This window comes from Longimicrobium sp., from assembly GCF_048594345.1.
Taxonomy (GTDB): domain Bacteria; phylum Gemmatimonadota; class Gemmatimonadetes; order Longimicrobiales; family Longimicrobiaceae; genus Longimicrobium.
In genome coordinates, this window is record NZ_JBMDXM010000065.1 from 39,228 (window position 1) to 53,524 (window position 14,297).

Annotated in this window: 14 protein-coding genes; 10 read left to right on the forward strand and 4 right to left on the reverse strand. The window is 70.4% G+C overall.

All coding sequences use genetic code 11. The features are described from left to right. The first annotated feature begins 20 nt into the window (after positions 1 to 20). The 6 genes from ACOJUJ_RS07820 (at position 21) to ACOJUJ_RS07845 (ending at position 4,106) form a co-directional block, all read left to right on the forward strand. On the forward strand, positions 21 to 245 hold the full coding sequence (locus tag ACOJUJ_RS07820) for a hypothetical protein (protein ID WP_420126302.1): 225 nt from the start codon (positions 21 to 23) through the stop codon (positions 243 to 245). A 7-nt stretch (positions 246 to 252) separates the two neighbouring features. Beyond that, positions 253 to 669, forward strand: coding sequence for a hypothetical protein (locus tag ACOJUJ_RS07825; protein ID WP_420126303.1), 417 nt, complete (start codon positions 253 to 255; stop codon positions 667 to 669). A gap of 7 nt (positions 670 to 676) precedes the next feature. Next, a complete protein-coding gene (locus tag ACOJUJ_RS07830; RefSeq protein ID WP_420126304.1) occupies positions 677 to 1,207 on the forward strand; it encodes a hypothetical protein in 531 nt (176 codons plus the stop codon). An 88-nt stretch (positions 1,208 to 1,295) separates the two neighbouring features. Beyond that, a complete protein-coding gene (locus tag ACOJUJ_RS07835; RefSeq protein ID WP_420126305.1) occupies positions 1,296 to 2,741 on the forward strand; it encodes an MBL fold metallo-hydrolase in 1,446 nt (481 codons plus the stop codon). 207 nt (positions 2,742 to 2,948) lie between these two features. Beyond that, positions 2,949 to 3,479 carry an IS200/IS605 family transposase gene (gene tnpA / locus ACOJUJ_RS07840; RefSeq protein ID WP_420126306.1) on the forward strand — a complete coding sequence of 177 codons (531 nt, stop codon included), beginning with the start codon at positions 2,949 to 2,951 and terminating at the stop codon, positions 3,477 to 3,479. A 372-nt stretch (positions 3,480 to 3,851) separates the two neighbouring features. Beyond that, the gene (locus ACOJUJ_RS07845) at positions 3,852 to 4,106 is read left to right on the forward strand and encodes a YidH family protein (RefSeq protein WP_420126307.1); all 255 of its coding nucleotides are present in this window, start codon (positions 3,852 to 3,854) and stop codon (positions 4,104 to 4,106) included. A gap of 84 nt (positions 4,107 to 4,190) precedes the next feature. Here ACOJUJ_RS07845 and ACOJUJ_RS07850 read toward each other — a convergent pair whose 3' ends face one another. Continuing rightward, positions 4,191 to 4,553 (reverse strand): co-chaperone GroES, encoded by a 363-nt coding sequence (locus tag ACOJUJ_RS07850; RefSeq protein WP_420126308.1) that lies wholly within the window; start codon positions 4,551 to 4,553, stop codon positions 4,191 to 4,193. A gap of 333 nt (positions 4,554 to 4,886) precedes the next feature. Between ACOJUJ_RS07850 and acnA the strand changes: the two genes are divergently transcribed. Beyond that, positions 4,887 to 7,817 carry an aconitate hydratase AcnA gene (gene acnA / locus ACOJUJ_RS07855; RefSeq protein ID WP_420126309.1) on the forward strand — a complete coding sequence of 977 codons (2,931 nt, stop codon included), beginning with the start codon at positions 4,887 to 4,889 and terminating at the stop codon, positions 7,815 to 7,817. Between the two features lie 266 nt (positions 7,818 to 8,083). On the opposite strand, the gene ACOJUJ_RS07860 is transcribed toward acnA, so the two are convergent. The 3 genes from ACOJUJ_RS07860 to ACOJUJ_RS07870 are packed head-to-tail and all read right to left on the reverse strand — an operon-like array spanning position 8,084 to position 10,835. Then, positions 8,084 to 9,514 (reverse strand): hypothetical protein, encoded by a 1,431-nt coding sequence (locus ACOJUJ_RS07860; RefSeq protein ID WP_420126310.1) that lies wholly within the window; start codon positions 9,512 to 9,514, stop codon positions 8,084 to 8,086. Next, entirely contained in the window at positions 9,511 to 10,446 is a 936-nt protein-coding gene (locus ACOJUJ_RS07865; RefSeq protein WP_420126311.1) for an ABC transporter ATP-binding protein, read from the reverse strand. The genes ACOJUJ_RS07860 and ACOJUJ_RS07865 overlap by 4 nt, the downstream gene beginning before the upstream one ends. Then, positions 10,443 to 10,835 (reverse strand): GntR family transcriptional regulator, encoded by a 393-nt coding sequence (locus ACOJUJ_RS07870; RefSeq protein WP_420126312.1) that lies wholly within the window; start codon positions 10,833 to 10,835, stop codon positions 10,443 to 10,445. The genes ACOJUJ_RS07865 and ACOJUJ_RS07870 overlap by 4 nt, the downstream gene beginning before the upstream one ends. A gap of 482 nt (positions 10,836 to 11,317) precedes the next feature. Here ACOJUJ_RS07870 and thiL point away from each other — a divergent pair, with 482 nt between their 5' ends. The 3 genes from thiL to ACOJUJ_RS07885 all read left to right on the forward strand — a co-directional run. Continuing rightward, the gene (gene thiL / locus ACOJUJ_RS07875) at positions 11,318 to 12,349 is read left to right on the forward strand and encodes a thiamine-phosphate kinase (RefSeq protein WP_420126313.1); all 1,032 of its coding nucleotides are present in this window, start codon (positions 11,318 to 11,320) and stop codon (positions 12,347 to 12,349) included. Further along, positions 12,346 to 13,107: a lysophospholipid acyltransferase family protein gene (locus ACOJUJ_RS07880; protein WP_420126314.1), complete on the forward strand. Its 762-nt coding sequence runs from the start codon at positions 12,346 to 12,348 to the stop codon at positions 13,105 to 13,107. The genes thiL and ACOJUJ_RS07880 overlap by 4 nt, the downstream gene beginning before the upstream one ends. Before the next feature lie 539 nt (positions 13,108 to 13,646). Continuing rightward, the coding region (locus ACOJUJ_RS07885) for a hypothetical protein (RefSeq protein WP_420126315.1) at positions 13,647 to 14,297 on the forward strand (651 nt) is incomplete at its 3' end.

Genomic DNA, 14,297 nt, shown 5'->3' on the forward strand with positions numbered 1-14,297 from the left:
ACCATACACGGGAGAAAGCGATGCGCGATCTGCTCGGCTGGCTGGGGTACCTGGTGTTCGCGGGGCTGGGCGTCGTGGGCACGTCGATCGCGGTCGCGTGGCTGTGCCTGCTGGTGGACCGCGTGCCGGCCGCGTCCAAGCAGCTCAACGCCGGCCGGCTGGGGGAGCTGCGCCGCTGCACCACGTACTGGGCGGTGCTGTCCGCCCTGTGCGTCGTGGCCCTGGCGATCCTCTCGCGGGCCTGACGGGCGCGTGGGGTGGCTCGCGAAGTGGTTTCCAACGCGGCGCCGGACCGCCGCGCCGGATCCCTGGGACGATCCGTCCGCGCCGCGCATAACCACGAACGCCTGGATCGATCCGCCGGCGCCGGAGGCGGTTCTGGCGCTCGCCGGGCAAGCCGTTGCCGTCTGCGTGCCGGTGCGGTTCGAAGGAGGCCCCATCCCTTTCGAGGAGTTCTTCCGCTTCGCCCGCGTCGTTGGCGTGTCGCCGCTGCCGCATCCCGCCGCCTGTACCCGCTGCGCCGAGGACTCCCGCTTCCGGATCGACCTGATCTGGGAAAGCGGCTACGTCTCTCCCGACGGTGACGTCGCCTGCGAACTCTGCATCTCCGGCCTTGTGACCGGCGGCCTGGAATACATCGATTTTCCGCCCACCCGGGCGAACGACTGACTGGCGCATGATCCACTGCCGCGCATCCCTTTGCATCCTCGCCGCGGCGCTGGTCGCCGCCGCCGCCTGCCGTCCCGCCGACCGGCCGGCGGCGGAGCGGAACCCGCTGGAGGCGCCGCCGGTGGATTCCGCGCGCGTTTCCCTGCGCGACGCGGGGCGCTGGGCGTACCGGCGCGAGCTTTCCGCTGACCTGGACGGCGACGGGCAGCCCGAGCGCCTGGTCATCGTCTCGGACGTGGAGGTGCGGCCGGACAGCGTGGCGCTCTGGGAAGATGGACATCGCTGGGCGGTCCTCGCGATGAACTCCACCGGCGCCGCCACGCTGCTCTACGCCGCCTTTGTCCCCAACGGCTTCGCCGAGGCCGCCGTGCTGCAGCCGGATGATCAGGGGCGCCGCCGGGTGCTGGTGCAGGAGCGCACGCCGCAGCAGCTGCGCTCGCTGGAGATCGAGTACCACGGCCCCGGCGACGCGCGCTCCAGCTCCACCGCGCACTACCAGGTGGAGAGCTGGCTTCCGGGCAGCGCGTCCCTCCGCTGACGCGCCCGCGATTGCTTCCGCGCGCCGATCCCGCTACCGTTCGCGCCGTCCTCCTACGGTAAACGCTACCCGACCACCAGCCGCTTCGATGTTCCTGCAGCGCTTCTACGACGACCAGCTTGCCCAGGCCAGCTACCTGCTGGGCTGCGCCGCCACCGGCGAGTCGCTGGTGATCGACCCCAGCCGCGACGTGGCGCAGTACGTGGAAACCGCGAAGCGCGAAGGGCTGCGCGTCACCCACGTTACCGAGACGCACATCCACGCCGACTTCGTTTCCGGCGCGCGCGAGCTGGCGGCCGCGACCGGCGCGCAACTGCTGCTCTCCGCCGAGGGTGGCGAGGAGTGGCAGTACGCGTACGCGCAGGCGGACGGCGCCACGCTGCTGCGCGACGGCGACGTGATCCGCGTGGGCAACGTGCGCATCGAGGTGATGCACACGCCCGGGCACACCCCCGAGCACCTGTGCTTCGTGGTCACCGACACCGCCGCCGCCGACCGGCCCATGGGCGTGTTCACCGGCGACTTTGTGTTCGTGGGCGCGGTGGGGCGGCCTGACCTGCTGGAGCGCGCCGTCCAGCAGTCGGGGACGATGGAGAAGGGCGCGCGTCAGCTGTTTGCCTCGCTGCGGCGCTTTGCGGCGGCGCTGCCGGACTGGGTGCAGCTGTGGCCGGGCCACGGCGCCGGCTCCGCCTGCGGCAAGTCGCTGGGCGCGGTGCCGTCCACCACGCTGGGCTACGAAAAGCTGTTCAACCGCGGCCTGGCGGAAACGGACGAGGAGGCGTTCGTGGCCGACGTGCTGGCCGGCCAGCCCGAGCCGCCGATGTACTTTGCCGAGATGAAGCGGATGAACCGCGAGGGTCCGCGCGTGATGGGCGCCCTGCCGCGCCCGCCGCGCCGCGCGGACGCGGAGCTGGCGGACGTGCTGCGCGCCGGCGCGCCCGTGGTGGACGCGCGCCCGGCGCCGGAGTACGCCCGCCGCCACGTGCCGGGAACGCTGAGCGTGCCGCTGGGAAAGAGCTTCACCACCTGGGCCGGCTCCGTGCTTCCGTACGACGCGGACTTCTATCTGGTCGCCCCCGAGGGCGCGGACGAGGCACGGATGGCGCAGGCCGCGCGCGACCTGGCGATGATCGGCCTGGACCGCGCCGCCGGCTGGTTCCCGGCTTCCGCCCTGGACGCCGCCATCGGCGCGCAGGGAAGCGCTGGCCAGATCCCCGACGTGCAGCCGGACGAGCTGGAGGCGGTGCTTGCGGGTGGCGCGGAGCTGGTGGACGTGCGCAACTCGTCGGAGTTCACCGCGGGGCACCTGGCGGGCGCCACCAACCTGCCGCTGGGCCGCCTGGCCGAGCGGCTGGACGAGCTGCCGCGCGACCGGCCGCTGGTGGTGCACTGCCAGTCGGGCGCGCGGGCGGGTGTGGCCATCGGTCTGCTGGCCTCCCGCGGCTTTACCGACCTGCGCCACCTGGCCGGCGACTACTCGGGCTGGGCCCAGTCCGGCCGCCCCGTAGAAAAGGGCGAGCCCGTGCCGGTGTAAGGGCGTTGCCGTTGGACATCATAAAATAGAGCCCCGCCGCCCGAGTAACCGGTGGCGGGGCTCTCCGGTTGTGGGATGTTGATGAGGGGTTGATGCGCGCGTATTGCGGCTTTACGTTTTGTTCACTCTGTGTGATTTCAAAGCAGGCGGGGAGATGTCGCCACGACGACGAGGGAAACGGCAGCGAGGCGGCGAGGGAGGTGTGTCGTGGCCGGCGTTCGTGAATGGCGGTTGAAACCGCGGCTGGAAAATCACGAAGTCCGCCTTCGCGGCGCCTTCGCGGACTGTACGTCAACGTTCGGTGCGATGGGGGAAGGAGCGATGCGGGATAATTATTCGAAGCTCTACGTGCACCTCGTGTGGGGGACGTGGGATCGGTTGCCGCTGATCACACCGGAGATCCGTCTGCCCGTGTACCAATGTTTGCACGAGCAGGCGAGGCGGAACGGGTGCGAGTTGATTGCGGTGGGGGGAATCGAGGACCACGTCCACGCGCTCCTGAAAATCCCCACCACGATCACCATCGCGGATCTGGCGAAAGGATTGAAGGGCGGATCTTCGCACATGGTGAACAAGGTGCTACGGCCGGGCACGTTCTTCAAGTGGCAAGGGAGCTACGGATCATTCACCGTCTCGCGCTCTCACGTCCCCATGATCCGCGCCTACGTTCAGAACCAGGAACGCCACCACCGCGAAAACCGCCTGAGCCCCGCCCTCGAGCGCGTGACCGAAATCTGATGAGTTGCTGATCGGGAGATGCGATGCGATTCCGAACCGTTCGATCTCGAATCTCTGTTCGTACTCCGCGGGCTGTGTTGTACGCCGCGTACGAAGCTGCCGCGAACGACCCGGAATACGTTGCAGAGATGGCGGAGACAACGGCGGCGTTCGACTCCACAATCGCCGACGGGTTAGAAGAGCATGTGGTAGAACCCGGTCGTCCGTCGAAGCGCAGTCCGCGAAGGCGGACTTCGTGATTTTCCAGCCGCGGTTTCAACCGCCCCAGACGCAGCCGGCCGACGAACTCCGCATTTTTGGCTCCTCGGCCAATGCCAGGCCGTTTCGCGCCCCACCCTTGTCATCACAGCCCGCAGACCGCATTCTGCCCGAATGGGAGAAACCGATCTTCGCGACCAGCTGGCGGCCGACCGCACGCACCTGGCCAACGAGCGCACGCTGCTGGCCTACATCCGCACCGCCCTGGCCCTGGTAGGCGCCGGCGCGGGGCTCCTGCATTTCTTTCAGACGACGGGATCCCGGCTGTCGGGCGGGTTCCTGATCGTGGCTGGCGGGGCGGGGCTGGTGATCGGGATTCTGCGGTTCCGCACCATCCGGCGGCACATCGACGGCCGGCAGGCCGGCTGAGGCTTCGCCCTCCAGGGTCCGGACGCGGACGGCGCGGCAGCCATCGGGGGCTGCCGCGCCGTTTCCGTGCGCCTTTCCCCGCGCTCAGGGGAGCGGGATGCGGTCGCGGATCAGCAGAAGGATGGCGTTGTGGGGGACGATCTGGTACTTGTTGCCATCGATCTCCACCTCCACCGCGGGCGCCTTGAGAAAGATGGCGTAATCACCCTTCTGGGCCTGCAGCGGCACGTAGCGCAGCTCCGTGCGGGTGCGGCCGCTCCACGCTTCGCCATCGGTGGCGGCCTCGCCCAGCGGGTAGCCGGGGCCGGTGTTCACCACGTTGCCGCACATCACCTCTTCCTTGTGCTGCACCCCCTGCGGAAGAAACAGCCCCGACGGCGTCTTGCTGTTCTCCTCTTCGGGCTTGATGAGGACCTTGTCCCCGATCAGGATCACTTCGCGGCTCATCCGGATATCGTCCAGCCTCAATGTTCGCTTGCGTTCGGGTCCGGGCGCGGGGCCCCGGGTGCGTCATGATCCAAGGATAACGGTTCCGGCGCGGTTCCGCAGGTACGTTCCGGTCCGCAGCCCCGCAACGCGTGCAGTTCAGGCCGCCGGATTCGCCGCGGTTTCCGTGGCTCGGCGGCGCGGTGCATGCAGGAGCGACGGCGACTTTCGGGAGGCGGCGCAAGGGGCTAAACTGTCGAGTGACAGGAGCCCCGCCGCACCGGTGACGGGATAACGGCGTGAGACGGCGGCGGGGCGCCGTTCTTTTCAGTTTCCAGGCACAGGAGACCGTTGATGAGCAACAGCTTCGGGGCGCGCTCCACGCTGAACGTGGGCGGCCGCGAGTACGAGATCTATCGGCTGAACGCGCTGGCTGGCGAAGGCGTGGACGTGAGCCGCCTGCCCTACTCGCTGCGCATTCTGCTGGAGAACCTGCTGCGCACCGAGGACGGCGTTACGGTGACGCGCGACGACGTGCTGGCGCTGGCGCGGTGGAATCCCAAGGATCCGCCCGACCGCGAGATCGCCTACTCGCCCGCCCGCGTGGTGCTGCAGGACTTTACCGGCGTTCCCTGCGTCGTGGACCTGGCGGCCATGCGCGACGCCATGGCGGCGCTGGGCGGCGACCCGTCGCGCATCAACCCGCTGCAGCCGGTGGAACTGGTGATCGACCACTCCATCCAGGTGGACGCGTTCGGCACCCCGCAGGCGTTCGAGCAGAACGTGGAGCTGGACTACCAGCGCAACGCCGAGCGCTACGCGTTCCTGCGCTGGGGCCAGCAGGCGTTCCAGAACTTTCAGGTGGTGCCGCCCAACACCGGCATCGTGCACCAGGTGAACCTGGAGTACCTGTCGCGCGTCGTCTTTTCCACGGACGAGAACCCCAACCTTCCCAAGGGGAGCAGCGGCCTTCCCGTGGCCTATCCCGACACCTGCGTGGGGACGGACAGCCACACGCCGATGGTGAACGGGCTGGGCGTTCTGGCCTGGGGCGTGGGCGGCATCGAGGCCGAGGCGGCCATGCTGGGCCAGCCGATTTCGATGCTCATCCCCGAGGTGATCGGCTTCCGGCTGGAGGGCGAGCTGCCGGAGGGCGCTACGGCGACCGACCTGGTGCTCACCGTCACCGAGATGCTGCGCAAGAAGGGCGTGGTGGGCAAGTTCGTGGAGTTCTACGGACCCGGCGTGGCCTCGCTGGCGCTGGCGGACCGCTCCACCATCGGCAACATGTCGCCGGAGTACGGCGCCACCTGCGCCATCTTCCCGCCCGACCAGGTAACGCTGGACTACCTGCGCTTTACCGGCCGGCCGGAGGAGCGGATCGCGCTGGTGGAGGCGTACATGAAGGAGCAGGGCCTCTTTCACAGCGCCGACACGCCCGAGCCGGTCTTCAGCGACACGCTGACGCTGGACCTGAACACGGTGGAGCCCAGCATTGCCGGGCCGCGCCGCCCGCAGGACCGCATCCCCCTCAGCAAGGCCAAGAAGGCGTTCAAGAGCGCGCTTTCGTCGCTCAAGCCCAACAAGGGGACGGCGGACAGCCACAAGGACGCCGCCAACGCCGACACGGGCGAGGGCGCGGACAAGGTGGGCGTGTGGGGCGAGGGCTCCGGCGCCTCGCCGGACGCGCAAAAGGTGCTGGTCGAGGACGCCGAGGCGGTGCTGGACCACGGCTCCGTCGTCATCGCCGCCATCACCAGCTGCACCAACACCTCCAACCCGTCGGTGATGATCGCCGCGGGGCTGCTGGCCAAAAAGGCGCGCGAGCACGGGCTGACGCGCAAGCCGTGGGTCAAGACGTCGCTGGCGCCCGGATCCAAGGTGGTGACGGAGTACTACGAAAAGGCCGGGCTGATGCCGTATCTGGATCAGCTGGGCTTCAACGTCGTGGGCTACGGCTGCACCACGTGCATCGGCAACAGCGGCCCGCTGCCGCAGCAGATCTCCGAGGCGATCCAGAAGGGCGGGCTGGTGGCCTGCTCGGTGCTCAGCGGCAACCGCAACTTCGAGGGGCGCATCAACAGCGACGTGCGGGCCAACTTCCTGATGTCGCCGCCGCTGGTGGTCGCCTACGCCATCGCGGGCCGGATCGACTGGGATCCGTACAACGAGCCCATCGGCGAGGATGCGGAGGGGCGGTCGGTGTTCCTCAAGGACATCTGGCCCACGTCGAACGAGGTGCAGTCGGCGATCCAGTCGTCCATCGACAGCGCCATGTACGCCCGCAGCTACGGCAAGGTGTTCGAGGGCGACGACCGGTGGAAGAGCATGCCGATCCCCGCGGGCGACCGCTTTGAGTGGGCGGATGATTCCACGTACGTGCGCCAGCCGCCGTACTTCGAGAACATGTCGCGCGAGGCACCGGAGACGGTGGCGGACATCACCGGCGCGCGGGCGGTGGCGCTGCTGGGTGATTCGGTGACCACGGACCACATCAGCCCCGCGGGCTCCATCAAGAAGGACTCGCCGGCCGGCCGGTACCTTACCGAGCACGGCGTGGACGTGGCGGACTTCAACTCGTATGGCGCCCGCCGCGGCAACCACGAGGTGATGATCCGCGGCACCTTTGCCAACGTGCGCATCCGCAACGCGCTGGCCCCGGGGGTGGAAGGCGGCTTTACCACCTACTTTCCCGACGACGAGATCACCTCGATCTACGACGCGGCCATGCGCTACCAGGCCGACGGCACGCCGCTGGTGGTGCTGGCCGGCAAGGAGTACGGCAGCGGCTCGTCGCGCGACTGGGCGGCCAAGGGCCCGTACCTGCAGGGGATCAAGGCGGCGATCGCGGAAAGCTACGAGCGCATCCACCGCTCCAACCTGGTGGGGATGGGCGTGCTGCCGCTGCAGTTCATGCCCGGCGAGAACGTGGAGTCGCTGGGGCTTACGGGCCGCGAGCACTTCGACATCCAGGGTGTCACGGAGGTCATCTCCAGCAACCTAGCCACGCGCGAGGTAACGGTGCGCGCCACGGGCGAGGACGGCGCGGCCACGGAGTTCCGCGCGCACGTCCGCATCGACACGCCGCAGGAGGTGCTGTACTACCGTCACGGCGGCATCCTGCAGTACGTGCTGCGCCAGCTGCTCAGCGGCAAGGAAAAGCCGGAAGCGGTGTCGCCCGCGGTCACGTCCGCGCCCGTGACGCAGCGCAAGGCCGACGACGAGAGCAAGGTGGTGGAGGGCTCGATCGAGTCGTTCCCGGCGAGCGATCCGCCGGCGTACTGACGGTCGGCAAGTGCGAGAGTGCGAAGGTGCGAGAGTGCGAACGTGGCGCTCTCGCACCTTTCGTTTTCTGTAGATACGGAAGGAAAAGAATGCCTCACACGGAGTCAACGGAGTCAACGGAGTTTGCTCCCGGTGTCTCCGATGATCCGCGCAAGTCCGACGCTTCTAAAAAATGGTCTCACGCAGAGTTACCAGAGTTAGCAGAGGAACGGGCACTCTGCTAACTCTGGTAACTCTGCGTGAGACCTTCTTTTGCCGTTGATGGATCAGGCTGGTTGCGTCGCGCGGCGCAGGCGGGGGAGCAGCGGGGCGCCGTGGCCGTCGCGGCTGGCCTGGGCGCGCAGGGCGGCGGCGGCGGCAAAGGCCAGCAGCGGAATCCACAGGAGCGCCGCGCCGGCCGACCAGGCGATTCCATCCTGCGCGTGCAGCGGCGAAAAGGCGCGGGTAAGCGAGAGCGGGTGCTCCGGCGCGGCCTGGGAGGCCACGATCTCCGCACCGAGGGAGCAGAGGAAGCACGCGATTACGGGGCGGTCCAGCAGCGCCACGACACCGGTAGCTGCCAGGTACACGGCCAGCGCGGCAAGCGGCAGCGCGATCCCTGACGGATACAGCAGCGCGGCCGGCACGGCGGCGGCCAGCAGCCACGCGGCTCCCGCCAGCGCGTGGGCGATGCGCAACTGCGCGCGGCCGATGGGCCCCGCTTCATCCCAGTCGCCGCGGCGCTGGTCCAGCCACACCAGCGCGGGCCAGAACGTCGCCGCCATCCCCACGGCGAAGGGCACCAGCGTCTGCGTGGCCAGGGGGATGCGCAGTTCCACGATCGTGACCGACGCCGCGAGCACCAGTGCGGTCCACCCCAGCCGCCGCCGCAGCACCCACAGCTGCCTCGCCACCGCCCGCCCAAAGGTGGCCGTACGGCGCGGCCCGGGTACCGCGCGTGCGGCCGGCATCCGCGGCACGGCGGGGGCGCGGCGGCCCATCCACCGACCGCTCAGGCTCGCAAGCACGCCGCCGTGGCGGCCCAGCAGAATGGAGATCCAGACGGCCCCCACGCCGGTCGCGAGCGAAGAGAGCGTCGCACGCAGCCACCCGGGAACGCTCACGCGTGCGTTCCCCGCCGCGTCGAACTCCATCACCGTATCCCAGACGATCAGTGCGCGCACCAGCGGCGCGCCCGCCAGCCCCAGCACGGCCAGCAGAAACAGGGTGAGCAGCAGGGCGCGGCCGGGACGGTCGGCGCGGATCAGCACGGCCGTGCCCACCAGGTACATTCCCAGACCGGTGCCCAGCACGGCGAGCGGCAGGCCGGGATGAACCGTCACGCGGCCGGCGGGGATCCGGCCCGCCGCCACGCCGTGAAAGGCGAGCACCGCGGCGATCGTGAGCGCGGCCCACAGCGCGCCGCATGCCGCGCGGATCCACTCCTGCCGCGCGTCCGCCATCGGCAGTCCCTGGTCCAGGCTTCGCCTGCCGCCCCGGCCGCGCCAGTGCAGCAGGGGGAGAAAGAGAAGGTACGTCGTCATCCCGCTCACCTGCACGAACGCGGATGAGCCGCCGGCGGGCAGGCCCCGGCTCGTCGACCACGTAAGCGCGATCATCACGGCGACGCCCAGGAGCGCGGTTGGCGCGCTGGCGGCCAGGTGCGCCCGCGCCACCCGGGCGGTGCGGGCGGGGGCGCGCACGGCGGCGGCGGTCACGCGGCCTCCCCGGCGCGCAGCAGCGCCAGCGCGGCGTCTTCCAGCGACAGGCGGCCCGCCTCGCGCACGGTGGCGCCGGAGGCGGAGAGGCGCTCGGCCACCTGCCGCTCGTCGCCCCACACCGTCCAGGTAATCTCGCGGCCGGCGCGGGCGCGCACCAGCACGTCGCCGTTCAGCCCCGGCGCGCCGGCCCAGCCCTCGGGCACCTCCGCGCGGTAGCGGCGCAGCCCGCCGCGCACGGCGTCCACCGGCGCCTGCAGGATCAGCCGTCCGTTGCGCAGCACGCCCACGTGGTCGGCCATCCGCTCCGCCTCGTGCACGTGGTGCGTGCTCCACAGGATCGTGGTCGGCGCGTCGGCCATGTGGTCCACCAGCAGCGCGCCAAAGTCGTCGCGGGCCAGCGGGTCCAGCCCGTCCGTGGGCTCGTCCAGCAGCAGCACGGGCGGGCGGTGGGCCAGCGCCGTCACCAGCGCCACCCGCCGCGCGCCGCCCTTGCTGAGCGCGCGGAACCGCTCGCCGGTCCGCAGCCCCAGCCGCTTGCACAGCGCCTCCGCGTACGCCCAGTCCCACGCGTGAAAGAACGCCGCGTGGTGCTTCAGCAGCCCGCCCACGGTCAGCCAGCCGTACGCCGTGTCGACGGTCTCCGGCACGTAGCCGATCTGGCCGCGCGCGAGCGCAGGCTGCGCGGCCGTGTCGATCCCCAGCACCGACGCCGTGCCGCGGTCGGCGCGCACCAGGTCCAGCAGCACACGCACCGTCGTGCTCTTTCCCGCGCCGTTGGGGCCGATCAGGACGTAGATGGCGCCCGTGGGCACCTGCAGGTCCAGCCTTTCCAGCGCGACGACGTCCGGCGGATAGCGCTTGGCGACGCCGCGGGTCTGGACGGCCAGCTCGGCGCCGTCCAGGCGCGTGGGAAGGGCGGGGAAGCTCATGATTCGGATCCGATGGAAGGGGTGGAGGGATGCAGGCCGGCCGCGCGGAGGATGGCCTCCGCCAGCTCGCCGGGTTCGATGCCGTAGCGCCGCGCGTCCTTCAGGGCGCGCTCCGCCACGTCGCGCAGCAGCACCTGGCGCTCGCCGCCGCCCGGTGAGGCGACGAAGGTGCCCTGCCCCCGTCGCGAGTAGATGATCCCGGCCCGCTCCAGCTCGCGGTACGCCTGCTGGACGGTGTTGGGGTTCACCCGCAGGTCGGCGGCGAGCGCGCGCACCGAGGGGAGCGGGTCTTCGGGCGAGAGCGTGCCCATCACCAGCCCGCGGCGCACCTCGTCCACGATCTGCTGGTACAGGGGCCGTTCATCGGCGACGTCGAGGCGGATCAGCACGAGTGTGTCATCTGTACTGGTGTATTAGTCACACCAGTACACTAAGCGTGGAAGGGGGCAGGTGTCAAGGACCCTCACCCGCTCGCTTAGGCTCGCACCCTCTCCCGCAAGCGGGAGAGGGTATAAACGTCGCACAAACCCGCGGTGCGTTTCCGCGGTTGTGCAGCCCGTCGACGAGCCTCACAGCCTCACGCGCGCAGACCCCGTCCACGCGAGCAGGTGAAGCCCCGCCGGGCAAGCCCCGCGAGCCCGGGGCGGGGCTTATGGCATTTCCAGCCGCGGGCTCCAGCCCGTGGTGGCCGGCCAATGCCGCGTATCCATCCCCACCCTTGTCCCGCTGTGACTTGTCACCCCTTCACCCGTTCACCCGTTCACCCGTTCACCCGTTCACTCCCGCACTCACGCACTCACGCACTCACGCACTCACGCACTCACGCACTTCCCCTCGCACTTTCGCGCTTTCGCACTATGTTCATCCCATCATGCGCACTGACCCTTCCATCCATCCCCGCCCGCACGATCCGGCGCCGGTGCGCCTGGCCCCCGGCGGCGAGTTCGACCTGATCCGCCGCTTTCTGGCGGGGCCGGCGCCGGCGGAGCGTCCGGACGTGCGCGTGGGGCCGGGCGACGACTGCGCGGTGGTGGCGGGCGACGGCATCGCGCTCTCCACTGACATGAGCGTGGAGGGGGTGCATTTTCGCCGCGACTGGCTGGCGGCGGAGGAGATTGGCTGGCGGGCGGCGGCGGCGGCGCTCAGCGACCTGGCGGCGGTGGCGGCGCGGCCCATCGGCATCCTGGTGTCGCTGGCCGCGCCGCCGGACGACGCGGGCGACTACGCGGCGCGGGTGATGGCGGGGTGCCGCGAGGCCGTGGAGTCGGTGGGCGGGGCGCTGCTGGGCGGCGACCTGACGCGCTCGCCCGGGCCGCTGGTGATCGACGTCACCGTGGTGGGCGAGGCACCGCGGCCGGCGTTGCGCTCCGGCGCGCGGCCGGGGCAGGAGCTGTGGGTCACGGGCGAGCTGGGGGGATCGGCGGCGGCGGTGGAGGCGCTGCTGGCCGGGCGGGAGCCGAACCCCGCGGCCCGCGAGCGCTTCGCCCGGCCGCGGCCGCGGGTGCGCGAGGCGCAGTGGCTGCATGCGCGCAACATCCCCACGGCCCTGGTGGACCTGTCCGACGGGCTGGCGGGCGATGCGGCGCACCTGTCCGCCGCCAGCGGGGTGGCGATGCTGCTGGCGCCGGAGCTGATCCCCATCCATCCCGCGGCGCGCGAACGTTCAAAGGTCCGGTCACTGCGCCGCGCGCTGGGCGGGGGAGAGGACTACGAGCTCTGCTTTGCCGCGGCGGTGGGGGCGGTGGGGCCGTTCCACACGGCGTTCGAGCAGGCCTTTCAGGTGCGGCTGTCGTGCGTGGGGCGGGCGGGCGGGGGCGACGGCGTGTGGTTTGTGGATGCGGAGGGGCACCGGCGGCCCACGGGCATCGTGGGGTGGCAACACTTTGGCGGAGGTACACCGTGATCCTGGGCCTGCTGCGGGCGGTCTGGATGATCTTCTGGATGTTCTGGATCACCCTGTTCATCGGCGGATCGGCGGTGATCCTGGCGCTGTTCGGCGTGCGGGGGCACATCTTTCCCGTGATGTCGCGGCAGTGGGCGCGGGCGTCGCTGTGGGTAAGCGGCTCGCGCGCGGTGGGGCATGGGCTGGAGCGTATCGTCCCCGGGCAGCCGCTGATCGTCGTCGCCAATCACGTGTCCTGGTTCGACATCTTCGCCATCGCGGGGATGCTGCCGGTGGACTTTCATTTCGTCGCCAAGAAGGAGCTGGAGCGCGTCCCCATTTTCGGGCTGGCGTGGCGGGCGGCGGGGCACATCTCCATCGACCGCAGCAACCGCGAGCGCGCCGTGCAGTCGCTGCGCAAGGCGGGCGAGCAGATGCGCGCGCAGAAGAGCGTGGTCGTCATCTTCGCCGAGGGTACGCGCTCGCGGACGGGACGGCTTCAGCCGTTCAAGAAGGGCGCGTTCGTGCTGGCGCAGGAGACGGGGATCCCCATCCTTCCCACGGTGGTCACCGGCAGCTACGACATCATGCGGCCGGACACCTTTCTCGTGCGCCCGGCCACCATCCACGTGTACTTCGAGCCGCCCGTCGATCCCGCCGGCCTCAAGGGCGACGAGCTGATGGAGCGCGTGCGCCAGGTCTTCGTCGAGCGCCTGGAAGAGACGGATTCGCTGCCGCCCGAGGATTCCGCCCCGGCGGTTCCGGCGGGCGAGGGGTAGGGCGTGACGATCGCCCGTAAAACCTCGTAGTTCTACGAATCCGGGAAAACACCTGTCATTCTGACTCTGAGGAAGAGGCCGTTTCAGAACTCCATTCCGAGTCTCCGACGACCGGCCGCCGCGCCTCGCGCGCGCGAGGAGGACGGCCTTTTCAGCCGATGAGCCTCTGAAAAGCGCCTCAGAGCCGATACAGGCCTCCTCAGGACCGCCAAAACGCGCCGAAACGGCTCACACGGGCTGCGGGATGGGCATTTTTCCCGGCCTGAGTGCTTCCAAGAGACACTCCACCCCAAGCAGGCTCAAAAACCCGCCTCAGGTTGTACGCCAGCGTCATCAGGCTGAACTCGCCCCGAACCCTTGGGTCCGACAGCGCCTCCCCGCGGCAATGCACGTTGTGCACCCGCTGCCCTATGGAAAACGTGTTGCTGGTTGATTCGCGTGGAGCGCTGGACCGTGCGGCGGAGGAACATTATGTTTGCGGATCGTGAACATTATCTTCCTTCCCGCGTCAACCAACCCTGAATTGAAGCCGATCCCGGATGCCTCCCGCGCTCGTTCGTAGCATCGGGGAGCGGGCGCGCACCACGGGCGTGCAGGTGGCGTGGGCGCAGTGGAGCGCGCTTACGTCCGTCGCCGCGCCCGACGGCGGGCGGCGGCCCAGGGCCATCGTGGACCCCGAGGCGCTGGTGCTGCTTTCGCTGTCCCTGCGCGGCCGCGACGCGCGGCTGGACGACCTGGTGTTCGCCTGGGCGCGGCGCAGCTCCGCGCTGCTGAGCGTGCAGCGGATGACGTCGCTGGCGGAGGCGTTTCCGCAGGCCACGCGCGACGCGCTGGGCGAGTTCGCGGCCGAGGCGGGGGACCGCCGCTGGCGCGCGCACGCCGGCCCGGCCGCGGAGGAGCGCGCGCCGGTGCGCGGCAACCCGCTGGGCCCGGTGCGGCTGACGGCCGGGCCCGCGCTGCTGCCGCGGCTGCGGGCGGGGTTCGGCGTGGGGGCCAAGGCGGACCTGCTGGCGTTTTTACTGGGGTTGCGCGGCGCCGCCGCGTCCGTCAGCCTGATGGCGGCGGCCACGGCGTACAGCGGCCGCGGCGGGCGCACGGCGGCGGAGGAGATTGCGCTGGCGGGGTTGAAAGAGGGGCTGGACACCGCGCCCGGGTCGTACCAGGGCGACCACACCGCGGTGGCGGGCGGG

Excerpts from the sequence above, each read along its gene's own strand:
- ACOJUJ_RS07830 (WP_420126304.1), top strand. The coding sequence starts at position 677 with ATGATCCACTGCCGCGCATCCCTTTGCATCCTCGCCGCGGCGCTGGTC.
- ACOJUJ_RS07820 (WP_420126302.1), top strand. The coding sequence starts at position 21 with ATGCGCGATCTGCTCGGCTGGCTGGGGTACCTGGTGTTCGCGGGGCTG.
- ACOJUJ_RS07850 (WP_420126308.1), bottom strand. The coding sequence starts at position 4,553 with ATGAGCCGCGAAGTGATCCTGATCGGGGACAAGGTCCTCATCAAGCCC.
- thiL (WP_420126313.1), top strand. The coding sequence starts at position 11,318 with ATGCGCACTGACCCTTCCATCCATCCCCGCCCGCACGATCCGGCGCCG.
- ACOJUJ_RS07835 (WP_420126305.1), top strand. The coding sequence starts at position 1,296 with ATGTTCCTGCAGCGCTTCTACGACGACCAGCTTGCCCAGGCCAGCTAC.
- ACOJUJ_RS07865 (WP_420126311.1), bottom strand. The coding sequence starts at position 10,446 with ATGAGCTTCCCCGCCCTTCCCACGCGCCTGGACGGCGCCGAGCTGGCC.
- ACOJUJ_RS07845 (WP_420126307.1), top strand. The coding sequence starts at position 3,852 with ATGGGAGAAACCGATCTTCGCGACCAGCTGGCGGCCGACCGCACGCAC.
- acnA (WP_420126309.1), top strand. The coding sequence starts at position 4,887 with ATGAGCAACAGCTTCGGGGCGCGCTCCACGCTGAACGTGGGCGGCCGC.